Source organism: Betaproteobacteria bacterium (assembly GCA_016713305.1).
Taxonomy (GTDB): domain Bacteria; phylum Pseudomonadota; class Gammaproteobacteria; order Burkholderiales.
The window spans coordinates 173,598-188,511 of record JADJPK010000014.1 but is presented as its reverse complement, the minus strand read 5'-3'; the positions used below and the strand labels follow the sequence as shown (position 1 = coordinate 188,511).

At 65.9% G+C, this 14,914-nt stretch carries 13 protein-coding genes, 1 tRNA gene and 2 pseudogenes; 4 read left to right on the top strand and 12 right to left on the bottom strand.

Annotation, left to right across the window (positions count from 1 at the left end):
- From IPK20_17880 to IPK20_17865, 4 genes are all read left to right on the top strand, one after another.
- Positions 1-767: IS5 family transposase (locus tag IPK20_17880; GenBank protein ID MBK8018402.1), on the top strand; the 767-nt coding region annotated here is incomplete at its 5' end.
- A gap of 212 nt (positions 768-979) precedes the next feature.
- A complete protein-coding gene (locus IPK20_17875; GenBank protein ID MBK8018401.1) occupies positions 980-1,606 on the top strand; it encodes a LysR family substrate-binding domain-containing protein in 627 nt (208 codons plus the stop codon).
- A gap of 184 nt (positions 1,607-1,790) precedes the next feature.
- On the top strand, positions 1,791-3,335 hold the full coding sequence (locus IPK20_17870; protein MBK8018400.1) for an IS21 family transposase: 1,545 nt from the start codon (positions 1,791-1,793) through the stop codon (positions 3,333-3,335).
- Positions 3,336-3,371: 36 nt separating this feature from the next.
- Positions 3,372-4,109 (top strand): ATP-binding protein, encoded by a 738-nt coding sequence (locus IPK20_17865; protein MBK8018399.1) that lies wholly within the window; start codon positions 3,372-3,374, stop codon positions 4,107-4,109.
- Positions 4,110-4,534: 425 nt separating this feature from the next.
- On the opposite strand, the pseudogene IPK20_17860 reads toward IPK20_17865, so the two are convergent.
- From IPK20_17860 to rnc, 12 genes and pseudogenes are all read right to left on the bottom strand, one after another.
- Positions 4,535-6,473 (bottom strand): annotated as a pseudogene (locus IPK20_17860) (tyrosine-type recombinase/integrase).
- Between the two features lie 226 nt (positions 6,474-6,699).
- A tRNA-Gly gene (locus IPK20_17855) sits at positions 6,700-6,775 on the bottom strand.
- A gap of 39 nt (positions 6,776-6,814) precedes the next feature.
- Entirely contained in the window at positions 6,815-7,399 is a 585-nt protein-coding gene (gene pgsA / locus IPK20_17850; protein ID MBK8018398.1) for a CDP-diacylglycerol--glycerol-3-phosphate 3-phosphatidyltransferase, read from the bottom strand.
- Positions 7,306-9,249, bottom strand: a complete 1,944-nt coding sequence (gene uvrC, locus IPK20_17845; GenBank protein ID MBK8018397.1) for an excinuclease ABC subunit UvrC — start codon at positions 9,247-9,249, stop codon at positions 7,306-7,308. Before uvrC ends, pgsA begins: the two co-directional genes overlap by 94 nt.
- 47 nt (positions 9,250-9,296) lie before the next feature.
- On the bottom strand, positions 9,297-9,950 hold the full coding sequence (locus tag IPK20_17840) for a uracil-DNA glycosylase (protein ID MBK8018396.1): 654 nt from the start codon (positions 9,948-9,950) through the stop codon (positions 9,297-9,299).
- 15 nt (positions 9,951-9,965) lie between these two features.
- Entirely contained in the window at positions 9,966-10,310 is a 345-nt protein-coding gene (locus IPK20_17835) for a DUF3135 domain-containing protein (GenBank protein MBK8018395.1), read from the bottom strand.
- Between the two features lie 75 nt (positions 10,311-10,385).
- A complete protein-coding gene (gene nagZ, locus IPK20_17830; protein ID MBK8018394.1) occupies positions 10,386-11,435 on the bottom strand; it encodes a beta-N-acetylhexosaminidase in 1,050 nt (349 codons plus the stop codon).
- Between the two features lie 11 nt (positions 11,436-11,446).
- A complete protein-coding gene (locus IPK20_17825; protein MBK8018393.1) occupies positions 11,447-11,836 on the bottom strand; it encodes a holo-ACP synthase in 390 nt (129 codons plus the stop codon).
- Positions 11,833-12,582: a pyridoxine 5'-phosphate synthase gene (locus IPK20_17820; protein MBK8018392.1), complete on the bottom strand. Its 750-nt coding sequence runs from the start codon at positions 12,580-12,582 to the stop codon at positions 11,833-11,835. The genes IPK20_17825 and IPK20_17820 overlap by 4 nt, the downstream gene beginning before the upstream one ends.
- Positions 12,579-13,363 (bottom strand): annotated as a pseudogene (recO, locus tag IPK20_17815) (DNA repair protein RecO). Before recO ends, IPK20_17820 begins: the two are co-directional and overlap by 4 nt.
- Entirely contained in the window at positions 13,356-14,237 is an 882-nt protein-coding gene (era, locus tag IPK20_17810; protein ID MBK8018391.1) for a GTPase Era, read from the bottom strand. The pseudogene recO and the gene era overlap by 8 nt, the downstream one beginning before the upstream one ends.
- Positions 14,234-14,914: a ribonuclease III gene (rnc, locus tag IPK20_17805; GenBank protein ID MBK8018390.1), complete on the bottom strand. Its 681-nt coding sequence runs from the start codon at positions 14,912-14,914 to the stop codon at positions 14,234-14,236. Before rnc ends, era begins: the two co-directional genes overlap by 4 nt.

Genomic DNA, 14,914 nt, shown 5'->3' with positions numbered 1-14,914 from the left:
ATCCTGCGATGGAGGAAGCGCTGCATGACGTGCCCGTGTTTCGGGACTTCGCGGGGTTGAGCAACTGGGGCGACGCACTGCCCAGTGATTCGAGCATCCTGCGCTTTCGCCGGCTGCTGGAGCAGCACAAGCTGGCCGATCAGATCCTGGCCAGCGTCAACCAGCGGCTGGCCCATCAGGGCCTGCTGCTCAAGGCCGGCACGGTGGTGGACGCCACACTGATTGCCGCACCCAGTTCGACCAAGAACAAGGACGGCGCCAGGGATCCCGAGATGCACCAGAGCAAGAAGGGCAAGCAGTATTACTTCGGGATGAAGGCGCACATCGGGGTGGATGCCGAGTCGGGCCTGGTGCACACGGTGCGCGGCACGGCGGGCAACGTGGCGGACGTGGTCGAGGCCAACAGCCTGCTGCACGGGCACGAGCAAGTGGCCTTCGGCGATGCGGGCATGCAGGGTGTGCACAAGAGGGCAGATGCCAGGCCTGGGGTGAAGTGGCACGTGGCCATGCGCCCGGGCAAGCGCCGGGTGCTGGACAGGAGCGATCCGATTGATGCGCTGGTGGACAAGATCGAGAAACTCAAGGCCAGTGTGCGGGCCAAGGTGGAGCACCCGTTTCGGGTGATCAAGCGCCAGTTCGGGCATGTGAAGGTGCGCTACCGGGGGCTGGCCAAGAACACGGCGCAGCTCAAGACGCTGTTTGCGTTGAGCAATTTGTGGATGGTGCGGCACGTGCTGATGGGCCAGGTGCGCCCGCACGGGGCATGAGGCAGCGCGAAGGGGCGCAGGAGGGGCGCCAAAGCCTCGAAAAGAGCGCACGAGGGTAGTCAAAAGCCGCCGCAAACGCTCGCAAGAGCTTGGCTGGCGTGTCAGCGTTGAATCTCCAGGCTGCATCAGTGCATCAGCACAGGCGAATGTGCTTGGTGAAGAGCATCCCTAGATCAGGCGCGAGAGAACGCAAAGGCTGTTGCGGCAGAAGCTTGCGCGGCAGCCTGCGCATTGCGGTATCCGATGGAGCGATCGATCCACGGTTATCGGTGTTTCTTGCACGTTGTCGTGCAGAAGAGCCGGAGGTCGAGATACGTCTATCAGAAGTGCCTTTGGCCGAGCAGCTGCGCGGCCTGCGCTCAGGCGATTTCATGATCGGGTTCGCACATACGGCCGACGTCGGCGACGGCGTTGTTGCCGAACCAATGTGGCAAGACTCGCTGGTGATCGCGGTGCCAGCCCGACACGCATTGCTCGCTCACAAGGAGGTTCCACTCCACGAACTCGGAGGGCATCCGCTTGTCTTGTGCGATCCGCACGCATGCGAGGGTTATTGCCGCGAGCTGGGACGCCTCCTGCAAGCCGTGGAGCACAAACTAAACGTCGTGGAGGTAGTGTCCTCGCTGGACATGATGCTCACATTGGTCGGCGCAGGCTATGGCGTGGGCTTCATGACGGCGACCAAGGTTCCGGTCTCCCAACGGCCGGATGTGGTGATCCGTCCGCTGGCGATGGATTCCGCCGTGATCACGACCTACCTGCTTCGGCGCGACAACACCGATTTGTCGGCTTCGCTAGAGCGGTTTATCGACCGCCTACGCGACTCTTCGGTCGGCTGACTGCGTATTCCACGCGATGGCGGACACGATTCCATGCTGATGGCGGACAGTGTTCCAGCGTGATGGCGGACAGTGTTCCACGCTGAAGGCGGACAGCATTCCAAACTGATGGCGGACACCTGCGGGGTGTTCTGAGTGACCCGAACGCGGCATACGCTGCCCGGTTTTTTGACCGGAACCAGCGATGCCCACACCCAGGGTCACCATGAGCAAACTACGACACACACTGCAACTGCTGCACCGCGGGGCCTTGAGCACCCGTCAAATCGGTGCCGCCCTCGGCATCTCCAAATCCACTGTCAGCGAGATAGCCAGCTACGCGCGCGTGGCCGGCGTGGACTGGGCACTGGCCCAGAGCCTGAACGACGACGAACTCCAGGCCCGGCTCTACAAGCCACCCGTGGCGCGCGAGTCCCGGCACCTTGAACCCGACCACGCCCACATCCACCGCGAACTGCGCCGACCTGGCGTGACGCTGCAGTTGCTTTGGGAGGAATACCAGCAACAGCACAGCGGGCAGGCGTACAAGTACAGCGCCTTCTGCGAGAAGTACAAGGCCTGGGCCCGGCGCCTGCAGCGCTCCATGCGCCAGACCCACACGGGCGGTGACAAGCTCTTTGTGGACTACGCCGGCCAGACCGTTCCCGTGGTGGATGCCGACACTGGCGAGATACGCCAGGCCCAGGTCTTCGTGGCCGTGCTGGGCGCATCGAACTACACCTACGCCTGCGCCACCGCCAGCCAGAAGGCCACCGACTGGGTGGCCAGCATCATTAGCGCGCTGGAGTTCATCGGCGGCGTGCCCCGCCTGCTGGTGCCTGACCAGCCGCGCGCCCTCATGGCCCGACCCGACCGTTACGAGCCCACCGCGCACCGCCTGCTCGAAGAGCTCTGTGCGCACTACAGCCTGGCCGTGATGCCCGCGCGCCCGGCCAAGCCACGCGACAAACCCAAGGTGGAGGTCGCTGTGCAGGTGGTCGAGCGCTGGATTCTGGCCAGGCTGCGCCACCAGACCTTCTTCAGCCTGGCCGAGCTCAACCGGGCGATTGCCGCCTTGCTGGTGGACTTGAACCAGCGCGCGTTCAAGAAGCTGCCGGGCAACCGCACTAGCGCCTTCGCCGAATTCGACCGGCCAGCCCTGCGCCCCCTGCCGCCGGTGCGCATGCCCATCGCGCGCTTCAAACCCGCCCGCGTCAACATCGATTACCACGTTGAGCTCGATGGCCACTACTACTCGGTGCCCCACGCCCTGGTGGGTGAGCCGGTGGAGTTGCGCATCACGGCCGGCACGCTCGAAGTCCTGCACGGCAGCAAACGCGTGGCCGCCCACGCCCTCAATCCCCGACGGGGTGCACACACCACCACGCCCGAGCACATGCCGGCCTCGCACCGGGCGCACCTGCAGTGGACGCCGGCCAAGCTCATCGCCTGGGGTGAGCGCGTGGGCGCGGCCACCGCCGCCGTGGTGCGCTGGCAGATGGAGCACCGCCAGCATCCCGAGCAGGGTTACCGCTCCTGTCTGGGCCTCATGCGCCTGGGCCGTGAGTACGGGGCTGACCGGCTGGAGGCCGCCTGTGCGCGGGCGCAGTCGATTCGCTCACCGTCCTACAAGAGCATCGCCTCCATCCTGGGCTGCGGCCTGGACCAGCGGCCGCTGGATGCGCCGATGGCCGCACAGGCGAACCTGCCGCTGCACGAGAACGTGCGCGGGCCGGGCTACTACCACTGAACTCCAACGTGCAAGCAAACCTAACAAGGAAGAACCATGCTCAACGAACAGACCTTGAACCAACTGCGCGCCCTGCGCCTGGACGGCATGGTGGCCGCCCTCAGCGACGCGGCCACCCACATCACGGCCAGCGAGCTGCCCTTTGAACAACGCCTGGCGCTGCTGGTGCAGCGCGAGGTGGACTGGCGTGACAGCAAGCGCCTGGAGCGCCTGTTGAAGGCGGCCCGCCTGAAGGTCTCCAGTGCCTGCCTGGAGGACATCGACTGGCGCGCCAGCCGGGGCCTGAGCCGAGAGGTCATCACCAGCCTGGCCGGCGGGGACTGGCTGCGCCATGGCCACAACGTGCTGCTCACCGGCGCCACCGGGTGCGGCAAGACGTGGCTCGCCTGCGCACTGGGGCAGCAGGCCGCGCGCCTGGGCTTCTCGGTGCTCTACACCCGCGCGCCACGGCTGCTGCAGGAGCTGCACGTGGCCCACGGCGATGGCAGCCTGGGCAAACGGCTGGCGCAACTGGCGCGGCTGGACCTGCTCATCCTGGACGACTTCGGCATCGCGCCGATTGCCGCGCACGAGCGAAACGACCTGCTGGAATTGCTGGACGACCGGGTGGGCACGCGCTCGACGCTCATCACCAGCCAGTTGCCGGTGACGGCCTGGCACGCCTGGCTGGACGAGCCCACGCTGGCCGACGCCATCCTGGACCGCATCGTGCACGGCTCGCACAAGATAGCCCTCAAGGGCGAGTCGATGCGCAAGCTCACCAAGGCCGTCTGAGCCGGCCGCGCCGACCGCCATTCCACGCTGATGGCGGACACTTCGGCTACGATTTGAGCGTCACTCAGGACACCCGCGCAACGTGTCCGCCATCGCCTGGAACGCTGTCCGCGATGGGAATGGAATCACTGTCCGCCATCAGTGGAATGCGCAGCTGACGAAGCCCCGCCAGTAGACACCCTCAAGTATTGGTTTCTGCACCCAAAGAGCCGGACACCACCATTGCGTTCTTTGAGACCTCCGGCGACGAACTGGTAGGCAACGACGGCCCCTATGAAATCGTGGCGCATCTGCAGCGACCTCACGGGCAAGCCAGCTCCGTTGTTGAGCGCATCGCGCGTAGAGCGCTACAAATCGCAGGGGTAGGCGCAAGGTGATGGGCCTATGGTCGGAAGCGTCATCCCGGCCATAGGCCGACCCATGATTTAGGCCCCCTCAAGCACCACCGCATTGTCCACCAGCCTACGGACGCTCTGCCGCACATTTTCTGGGATAGGCTGCAGGGCAACGGCCTCGGGCGCATCCTCACGGCGCTGATAGTCGCCCATGATGACCCGGATGATCGCGGGCACGTTGGTCGGCGTAACGACATCGATGGCCGCACGGTCCCCCAGGTCCGGGTGCGGCTGGGTCAGCATGCGGTACAGATCCCACGAATCTGCGTGCGGGCACTGGTTCATGAGCACCTGGGCCAGCTTGTGTTTGAGCGGCACCAGTTGCCAGTCAGGAACCCGCTGCCCCCGATTGCCCAGAGTGATGGACAGCAGCTTGCCCGCTTTCAGCTCGCGGTTGATCTGATCCTTGGACTTTCCGGCCAGCTTGCCGAACAGCGGGACCGGCAGGTTGTTCGGCGATTCGTAGATGGCCAGCATTTCCTCGCGCTCGCGCTGGATGGCGGACACTTCCGGCTCAGGGGCATGCACCGGCGGCGGCGGCACCTGCGACAGCCGCTGGAACGTGATCCCGCCGCTGCTCGGAGTTACGACAATGGGCATGGCCACGACCGGAGGGACGCCGGGAGTGGGCTCGGCCATCGTGGGGGCCGCATCCACCGCTTCCTCCACTTCCGCCATCGCCGGCACCCCGTCGATACGAATGGTCAGGTGCGCGCTCGCGGCTTCCACTTCGCCCTGTTCGAGCAAGTCGAGGCGATCGGCCCAGTCCTGCATCATGCGGCGGCGCGGTTCCACGTACTTGGCGTGGTTGTAGGCCGAACTCACCTTGTTGGGGTCGGAGTGCGAAAGCTGAGCGTCCACCCAAATCTTCGGGTATCCGATCTCGTTGAGCGCGGTCGAGATGGTGCCGCGGATGCCGTGGCCGGTCAGGCGCCCCTCATAGCCCATGAGCTGCACGGCCTTGTTGAGGGTGTTCTCGCTGATGCGCTTCTTGAGTTCGCTGCGATGAGACAGCAGGTACTTCTGCGCCGGCCGCATCGCGCCCAGGAGATAGCGGACGATCTCGATGGCTTGCAGGGACAGGGGCACGATGTAGGGTGGCACGTCCTGCGGCCGCTTACCGGCCTTGCGCATCTCGTCCTGAAGCTGCTTGACGACCTGTGGCGGGATGATCCACAAGCCACGGTCGAGGTCGAACTGATCGGGTTCCGCCAACCGCAGCTCGCCGGTGCGCACACCCGTCAGGAGCAGCAAACGGATACCAAGCTGGGTCTGCCAGCCACGGGGGTTGTAGAGCCGGAGCGTCTGGAGGAACTCCGGCATCTCGGGCAGGTGCAGGTAGGGGTTGTGGGCCACGGGGGGCTTGGGTTCGGCCACCACGTCCAGGTCGGCCGCCGGGTTGACTTCCAACCCTTCGGCGATGACCAGGGCATAGTGGAACAACTGGTTGAACCAGGTGCGGGCCTTCTCGGCGGTGGTGAACGCCTTGCGCTTCTCGATCGCCGCCACGACGCCCACGAGCTGAGGCCGACGAATGTCGTAGATCGACATCTTCCCCAGGGTGGGCAGCACGTCCTTGTTGAAGATGCGCAGGATCTGCGAGAGCGTGCTTTGACGGCCTTCCTTGAGTTCCTTGCGGCGATGCTCGACCCAGGCATCGAAGACGTTCTTGAAGGTGTGTTCGCCTGCCAGCCTGGCCGCGTGCCGCCTGCGGTCGCGTTCGACCTGGGGTCGATCCCCTGGCGAGCAGGGCTTGGGCCTTGTCTCGCTAGGCGCGGGCCTCGCGCAGGCTGAGGGCGGGATAGCCGCCCAGGCACAGGCGCTTTTGCTTGCCCAGCCAGTAGTAGCGGAATTGCCACGACTTGCCGCCTGCGGCAGAGACCATCAGGCCCAGGCAGTCGTTGTCGGAGAGGGTGTAGCGCTTTCCGGTGGTCCTTCCCTGCCGGACGGTCAGATCAGAGAGTGCCATTTCGAGGCTCCTAAGTGATGACTTAGGCCCTATGCTCGTCATGGTCCCCGCTCAGCCCCAGCAACTATCCGGTAGCCGACCCACCCGCATTCTTGTGCCTCATTTAGCGACTCAAAAACGCTGGCTGTGGGTGGATTTCCGTGGCACTCGCTGGAACGAAAAAAGGAGCCGAAGCTCCTTTTTTCAATGACCTACAGACCTCAGTGGAAGTCTGTAGAACATAAATTGGAGCGGGAGACGAGTCTCGAACTCGCGACCTCAACCTTGGCAAGGTTGCGCTCTACCAACTGAGCTACTCCCGCTCGGGAAGAGGCCGAATTATAGGGGGCGGAGCGGATGTGTCAAGGCGATTTCGCCTCGTGCTGCTGCACCAGCGGCCAGGCGCGCCGCAGGTAGATCACCATGGAAATCAGGGTGAGCAAGGCCGCCACATAGACCAGCAGGACGCCCGCGGTCTGCAGCGGAATCACACCGAAAAGATCCTCCCAGTGCAGCAGCATGGCGAGCGCGGTCATCTGGCAGGCGGTCTTGAGTTTGCCGATGAACGAGACCGCCACCGACTTGCTCTGGCCGATCTTGGCCATCCATTCGCGCAGGGCCGAGATGGCGATCTCGCGGCCGATGATGATCACGGCCACGGCCACGTCGACGCGCCCCAGTTCGACGAGCACGATGAGCGTGGCCGTGACGAGCAGCTTGTCGGCCACGGGATCCAGAAAGGCTCCGAACGCCGAGGTCTGGTTGAGGCTGCGGGCGAGATAACCGTCGAGCCAGTCCGTGATGGCGCCGAACAGGAACAGATAGGCGGCCGTGACGTTCTTGGTGGTCAGACTCACGGCCGAATCGGGCAGATAGAACAGGACCACGAAGACGGGCACCAGGACGATGCGGGTCCAGGTGAGCAGGTTCGGCCAATTGAGGTGCACGGGCGCGGTCGTCTTTGGTGAAGCTGCTGGTAGATGCGTTCGGCGAGCTGGCGGCTGATGCCCTCCACCTGCTGCAATTCGTCGACGCTGGCCGCAAGTATGCCCTTCAAACCGCCGAAGCGGGCAAGCAGCCGTTGCCTCCGCTTCGCGCCGATCCCTTCGATGTCCTCCAGGCTCGAATGCGTACGGACCTTTCCCCTCCGTGCGCGATGCCCGGTGATGGCGAAACGATGGGCTTCGTCCCTGATCTGCTGGATGAGGTGCAGTCCGGGATGATCCGCCGGCAGGCGGACGATTTCTCCGGTGTCGGCCACGATGAGCTGTTCCAGTCCGGCCTTGCGCTCCTCTCCCTTGGCGACACCCACGACCGGCACGTCGTGCAGCCCCAGCGCCTGCAGGACGGGCAGCACGGCGGAGAGCTGGCCCTTGCCGCCATCGATGAGAATGAGTCCCGGCAGCTTCCCTTCCCCTTCGACGATGCGCCGGTAGCGGCGGTCCAGGGCCTGCTCCATGGCGGCGTAGTCGTCTCCCGGCGTGATGCCGGCGATGTTGAACCGGCGATATTCCGAATTGCGCATCTGGCCCTGGTCGTACACGACGCAGGAGGCCACCGTGGCCTCTCCCATGGTGTGGCTGATGTCGAAGCACTCGATCCGCTGGGCGCTCTCCGGCAAACCGAGGGCCTGCTGCAGGGCCGTGAGCCTGGCTTCCTGCGCCGCCTGCGTCGCCAGCCGCTGGGCGATCGCGAACCGGGCGTTCTGTTCGGCCATGTTCACCCACACCCGCCGCTCCCCGGTGGGGTTGCTCTGTATCTGGACACGCGAGCCCCGGCTTTCCGTGAGCAGCGCGGCCAGCGATTCGGTCTCGACGCCACGGTTCACATACACGACCGGCGGCATCGGACTGTTCAGATAGTGCTGCGCGAGGAATGCCTCGACGGCATCCGACTCGTCGTCCTCGCGGGCGTTCTGGGGGAAGTAGGAGCGGTCGCCGCGGTGAATGCCGCCGCGGATCATGACCAGATTCACCGCGATCATGCCGGCTTCCCGGACGACGGCCACCACGTCCGCGTCCAGCGCCTTGGCGCTCGACACGTACTGGCGGCTGCGGATGGCCTTCAGTGCCTTGAGCTGGTCGCGGAACTGCGCCGCGCGCTCGTATTCGAAGGCTTCCGCCGCCGCGGTCATGCGCGACTCGAGCGATTCCAGCACTTCGTCCTGACGGCCCTGGAGAAACAGTTCGGCATCGGCGACGTCGCGTGCGTAGTCCTCGGGCGCGATCAACGAGACGCAAGGCGCGGTGCACCGGTGGATCTGATGCAGCAGACAGGGGCGCGAGCGGTTGGAGAAGACGGTGTCGCGACAGGTGCGCAGACGGAAGACCTTCTGCAGGAGCTGGATGCTCTCCCGCACCGCGCTGGCGTGGGGGAACGGGCCGAAGTAGCGGCTGCGCTTGTCGAGCGGCCCGCGGTGGAAGGCGAGCCGGGGAAAGGTGTGCCCGGTGAGTGACAGATAGGGATACGACTTGTCGTCGCGGTAGAGGATGTTGTATCTCGGCCCGAGCGACTTGATGAGATTGTTCTCGAGCAGCAGCGCTTCGGCCTCGGACCGGGTGACCGTCGTCTCGATGGTGGTCACCTGTCCCACCATGATCTGGATGCGGGGCGACAGTGCGGCAGTCTTCTGGAAATACGAGCTGACCCGCTTCCTGAGATCCAGCGCCTTGCCCACATAGAGGACCTCGCCCTCCCGGCCCAGCATCCGGTAGACGCCCGGACGATGCGGCAGGTTGGCGAGGATTTCCTCGATCGGGTCGGGCGGGGCGTCGGGGCCGGAGGGCGACAGGGACATCGGGGACGTCGTGGGAGCGGCGACAGGCGCGTCCCCGGAGGTGCGCGTCAGCGTGGATCGAGATAGGCAGCGATGCTGCGGAAGACGTCCTCGAACATCTCCGCGGTCAGCCGCCGTGTCTGCGTATTGTATCGGGAGCAGTGATAGCTATCGAAGAGCCGGAGCCGGCCGGGCAGATCGGCGGTGGCGGCGTGGCCGAAGGTCGCGGCCGACGCCTTGAGTCCCAAGGCACGGAGGATCGCACCGTGCGCGATCTGTCCCAACGCGAGCACGGCACTGCCCGGCGCCAGCGCCTCGATCTCCTGTGCGAGGTACGCATTGCAGATCCGGACTTCCGCGGGCAGCGGCTTGTTTTCCGGGGGCCAGCACTTCACGGCGTTGGTGATGCGGCAGCCTGTGAGCTGCAGCCCGTCCTGCGGCGAAGCGCTGCCGCGATGATTGGACCAGCCGAACTTGTGCAGAGTGGCGTACAGAAGTTCACCGGCGTAGTCGCCGGTGAATGGACGGCCGGTGCGATTGGCTCCGTGCATGCCCGGAGCCAGGCCGACGATCAGCAGGCGGGGATGCGGATCACCGAAGGGCTCGACGGGACGTGCGTGATACCCGGGATGCTCCGCACGCGCCTGGGCGAGCGCGCAAGCCAGGCGCTCGCAGCGCGTGCACTGGAGAAGCTGCGGAAATTCCGGTTGGGTGTTTCGCAGCTTCGACTCCGGATGTCAGCGTGTGGCGCGGAACGGAACGATGGTCGCGCTCTGACGGGGGGCACGGGCGCGTTCCACCTGCCGCTCCGTGCCGTTCAATTCCTTGCGCAGGTCGTCGAGCGCGCCGCGCAGTTCGCCGAAGCTGTCCCACATCATGCGATTGATGCGCACGCAGGCGCCCATGGGGGAGGACGAACGGGAACGCTCCATGTCGATGCGGAACTGAAGGCCGCGAAGACGGGGCTGCAGATCGGGGGAGGCGCTGCTGATGAGCGCCTCGATGGTCTCGATGCGCTTGCGCTCGAACGCTTCGGGGTCGTCCTTGGCGAGCTTGCTCCACGTATCCCAGTCGAAAGTCATGTCAGGTCTCCATGCTGTCTTGGGCGGCCCTTGCCGTATCGGCGAGCGCGCCTGCCCGCCGATGGATAGCGAGTATCACGCCAGAGGCAGATCTCCGGAAGGGCTTTGCCAATGCGACAGGGTGGCGAGCGCATGAACATACTGGGGATGCTCGCGCAGGGCGGTGAAGCCGGCGGGCCGCGCGCGGCCGTGCAACCGCGCCATGGCCGCCAGTGTCGGGGCGGAGCAACGCGCCTTCAGATGATTCACAAGCTCGCGCGCCGAACTGGAATCGTTGCAAACCAAGACCATATCGCAGCCTGCCTCGAGCGCGGCCTCGGCCCGGTCCACGATGCCGCCCGCGCTGTGAGCGCCGACCATGGACAGATCGTCGCTGAAGACGATGCCCTGGAATCCGAGCTGGCCCCGCAGAATGTCCTTCAACCATCGGCGGGAATACCCGGCCGGCCGGTTGTCGACCGCGGGATAGATCACGTGGGCCGGCATCACGCCTGTCAATCCGTTCGACACGAGATGCTGGAAGGGGACGAGATCGTCCGCCGTGATCGTTGCCAGGTCGCGAGGGTCCACCGGCGCATCGACGTGAGAGTCGGCTTCGGCAAATCCATGACCGGGAAAATGCTTGCCGACGGCGCCCATGCCGCCCTCGGCAAGACCCGCCACGAGCGCACTCGCGAGTTCCGCGACCGCATAGGGATCGCGGTGGAACGAGCGGTCGCCGATCACGCGGCTGCGGCCATGGTCGAGGTCGAGCACCGGTGCGAATGTGAAGTCGACGCCCAGTGCGCGAAGCTCCAGCGCGAGTACTACACCTGCCTCGTGCGCGAGTCTTCGGCCGGTGTCGCGATGGTGCGTCCACGCCTTGCCGATCTCGCCCATGGCGGGAATGCGAGTGAAGTCCTGGCGGAAGCGCTGGACACGGCCACCCTCGTGATCCACCGCCACGAGCAGCCGCGGATTCCTGATTTCGTGGATGCTGGCAACGAGGGCCGCGAGCTGTCCGGGATCGACATAGTTGCGCGTGAACAGGATCACGCCGCCCGTGGCGGGATGCTGCAGCATGTCGCGTTCGTCCGGCTCCAGTTCGAGCCCGCGGACATCCAGCATCACAGGCCCCAGCGGCAGTTCCACCGGCTTCATTCCTCACCCCGTGTTTCGAGCACGACGAACGCGACCGCCATCGTGGCTTCGTCACTCAACGAGAGATGGTGGGCATGGATCGCGCGGGCGTCGAGCCACTCCTGCACCGCCGGGGCGAACGCGAACGACGGACGTCCCAGCGCATCCTTGTCGACCCACATCGCGCGCAGCGTCACCGGAGCCCGGATGCCGATGCCCGTGGCCTTGCCGAAGGCCTCCTTCGCAGCGAAACGCTTGGCCAGCCAGGAAGCGCCGTCGCGCGCGCTGCGGAACTCGGGCCACTCCGGTTCGGCCAGGATGCGGGCAGCGAAACGGTCGCCGTGCCGCGCCAGCGCATCGCGCACGCGGCCCACTTCCACCATGTCCACCCCGATGCCGTAGATCACGACGCGGCCGTCCGCACGCGGGAAGTCAATTCGAGATAGGCACGGACTGCCGCTCCCATGCCCATCTCCAGTGCGTCGGCGGTGAGCGCATGGCCGATGGAGACTTCCAGGACTCCGGGTACGCCGGCCAGGAAGTCGTCCAGATTGTCGAGGTTGAGATCGTGGCCGGCGTTCACGCCCAGTCCTGCTCTCCGGGCTGCCCGGGCGGTATCCGCATAACGCTGCAGGCTGTCTGCCTGTGAGGCAGTTCCATGTTCACGCGCATAGGGCTCCGTATAGAGCTCCACCCGATCCGCGCCGATCTCGCGGGCCCGTTCCATGGCCTGGGGGTCCGGATCCATGAACAGACTGACCCGCACATCCAGCGCATGCAGGTGCGCGATGACCGGCCGCAACCGCTCGCCGTCGCGGGCCAGATCCCACCCGTGATCCGACGTCGGCGCGTCCGGATCGTCCGGCACGAGCGTGCACTGGTGCGGCCTCACCTCCTCCACCAGCGCCATGACGTTGTGGAAGGGATTGCCCTCGATGTTGAACTCGCGCTCGGGATAGAAGCGCAGCAGTTCGGCGAGTTCCCGCACGTCGTGCGGACGGATGTGGCGGCCGTCCGGCCGCGGGTGGACGGTGAGGCCCGCGGCTCCGGCATTGAGCGCGATGCGTGCCATCTTCGTCACGCTGGGAATGCCCAGCGGACGTGTGTTGCGCACCAGGGCGACCTTGTTGAGATTGACCGAGAGTTTCGTCATGGCGATCCGGCGTTGTTGCGCACATCCAGGAGCAGCTGGCGCGAATGCAGCGGCGGGTTGCCGAGATGGTGCGAGATGAGCGCGCGCATGAGCTTCTTCGCTTCGGCCGCCGTGACCGGATCTCCGTAATCGCCCCGCTCCATGTCGAGGAGCGTCTTGCCGTACACGATCACCTGCTCCTCGCTTTCCGGCCCGGCGTGGACGACCGGGCCGCTCTCCGGAAGATAGCGGTAGCGCGTCCCGTCGATCAAGGGCGTGCCCAGCCGGGCGTCTTCCTGCAGCTGCAGGCCATAGCCCAGCTCGCCGAGCAGCGTGATCTCGAAGCGGCGCAGGACACGGCTCTGGAACGGCCCCGTCGCGAGTTCCCGCAGCGCCGCCTCATACGCATCGAAGAGGCCTTCGTGGGGATCGTCGCGCGCCAAAGCTGTCACCAGGAGCTCGTTGAGATAGAACCCGCACAGCAGCGCGGTACCGGAGAGTTGGGCAATCCCCCCTTGCCATTCCACCGTGTGGACGAGCCGCACCTCGGACTTGCCGGACCAGGTGACGAGCACCGGCTGCAACGGCAGGAGCAGCGAACGCAGCTGCGAAGTGGGCCGGCGGGCCCCCTGGCGACCGCGGCGACGCGGCCATGATGCCGCGTCAGCAGTTCGAGAATGAGGCTCGTCTCCTTCCAGGGACGGGTATGCAGCACGAACGCGGGCTCGTTGAGGACGCGTTTCTGCTCTCCCCCCCGCGCGGGCGGCGATCCGGGGGACTGGGGCGCGCCACCGTCAGGCATAGCCGTACTTGCGAAGGCGCCGCGGGTCATGGCTCCAGTCGGCGTCGACCCGTACCCGCACGTCAAGGTAGACGCGGCCCCCGAACTGGCGCTCCATGTCCAGACGCGCCTCCGTGGCAATGCGTTTCAGCTGCTGCCCGCCCTGTCCGATCACCATGCCCTTGTGAGTCTCGCGCGCGACGACCACCACGCACTCGATGCGCCGCAACTGCCCCTCGGTCTCGAAGCTCGTGACCACGACGCCCGTCCCGTAGGGCAGCTCGTCGCCGGTGAGACGGAAGATCTTCTCGCGCAGGATCTCGCCCGCCAGAAAGCGTTCGCTCCGGTCGGTGACCTGATCGACGTCGTAGAGCGCAGGGCCTTCGGGCAGACAGAGGGCGAGCGCGTCGAGCAGCGAGTCGCACTGCGTTCCCTTCTCCGCGCTGACGGGGACCATCGCGGCAAACTCCCGCTCGTGCTGCAACTGCGCCAGGAACGGCAGCAGGTCCTCCTTGCGCGCGATGAGATCGATCTTGTTCAGGGCCACGACGACGGGGACCTGGGGCGGTACCAGCCGCAGAACCTTCCGGTCCTCGTCGCCGAAGCGCGTTCCCTCCAGCACCAGCAGGATGACATCGACGTCCGAGAGACTGTCCGTGACGGCCCGGTTGAGGGCACGGTTGAGGGCGCCGCCGTGGCGCGTCTGATAGCCGGGCGTGTCGACGAAGACAAACTGCGCGTCTTCGCGGGACACGATGCCCAGCACGGCATGGCGTGTCGTCTGGGCCTTGCGGGACGTGATCGTCACCTTCTGGCCGACGAGACGATTGACGAGCGTGGACTTGCCCACGTTGGGCCGGCCGACCACGGCCACGAATCCGCACCGATGGGTCATGACTTGCCCTCCTTCACGATTTCCTCGAGCACTCTCTGCGCGGCCGACTGCTCCGCCGCGCGGCGGCTCACGCCCCGCCCTTTCTGTGCCATTGCGAGCATGTCCACCACGCACTCCACTTCGAACATCTGGCTGTGAGCCTCGCCCGAGATCCCGGTGACCCGATACTCCGGCAGCGGCATCCGGCGGGCCTGGAGCCATTCCTGCAGCGATGTCTTTGCATCCTTTCCCACACTGCGTGACTGGGCCGTGGCGAGCGCAGGCTCGAACAGCCGCAGGATCGCGGCCTGTGCGCGGTCATACCCGGCATCCAGAAAGACCGCGCCGAACAAGGCTTCCAGGGCATCGGCAAGCATCGATGGCCGCGAAGCCCCGCCGCTTCTCACCTCGCCTTCTCCAAGCAGCAGATGCCCCCCGAGGTCGATCCTCAGCGCCTGCTCGGCGAGGCTCGTCTGGTTCACGAGGGATGAGCGCAGGCGGGAGAGCTCTCCCTCCGGCATGGCCGGATGACGATCGAACAGGGCGGCGGCGATGACGCAATTGAGGACGGCGTCGCCGACGAATTCCAGCCGCTCGTTGTGCGGCTGGCCGTGGCTGCGATGCGTCAGCGCCTGGTGAAGCAGGTGGCGGTGGGTGAAGACATGGCCGAGCGCATCGTCCCGCTCGAGATCGTGCAT

Coding starts and splice junctions, on each gene's coding strand:
- IPK20_17870 (MBK8018400.1), top strand. CDS start 1,791: ATGCCCACACCCAGGGTCACCATGAGCAAACTACGACACACACTGCAA.
- IPK20_17865 (MBK8018399.1), top strand. CDS start 3,372: ATGCTCAACGAACAGACCTTGAACCAACTGCGCGCCCTGCGCCTGGAC.
- uvrC (MBK8018397.1), bottom strand. CDS start 9,249: ATGTCCCTGTCGCCCTCCGGCCCCGACGCCCCGCCCGACCCGATCGAG.
- IPK20_17835 (MBK8018395.1), bottom strand. CDS start 10,310: ATGACTTTCGACTGGGATACGTGGAGCAAGCTCGCCAAGGACGACCCC.
- IPK20_17820 (MBK8018392.1), bottom strand. CDS start 12,582: ATGACGAAACTCTCGGTCAATCTCAACAAGGTCGCCCTGGTGCGCAAC.
- era (MBK8018391.1), bottom strand. CDS start 14,237: ATGACCCATCGGTGCGGATTCGTGGCCGTGGTCGGCCGGCCCAACGTG.
- rnc (MBK8018390.1), bottom strand. CDS start 14,914: ATGCACGATCTCGAGCGGGACGATGCGCTCGGCCATGTCTTCACCCAC.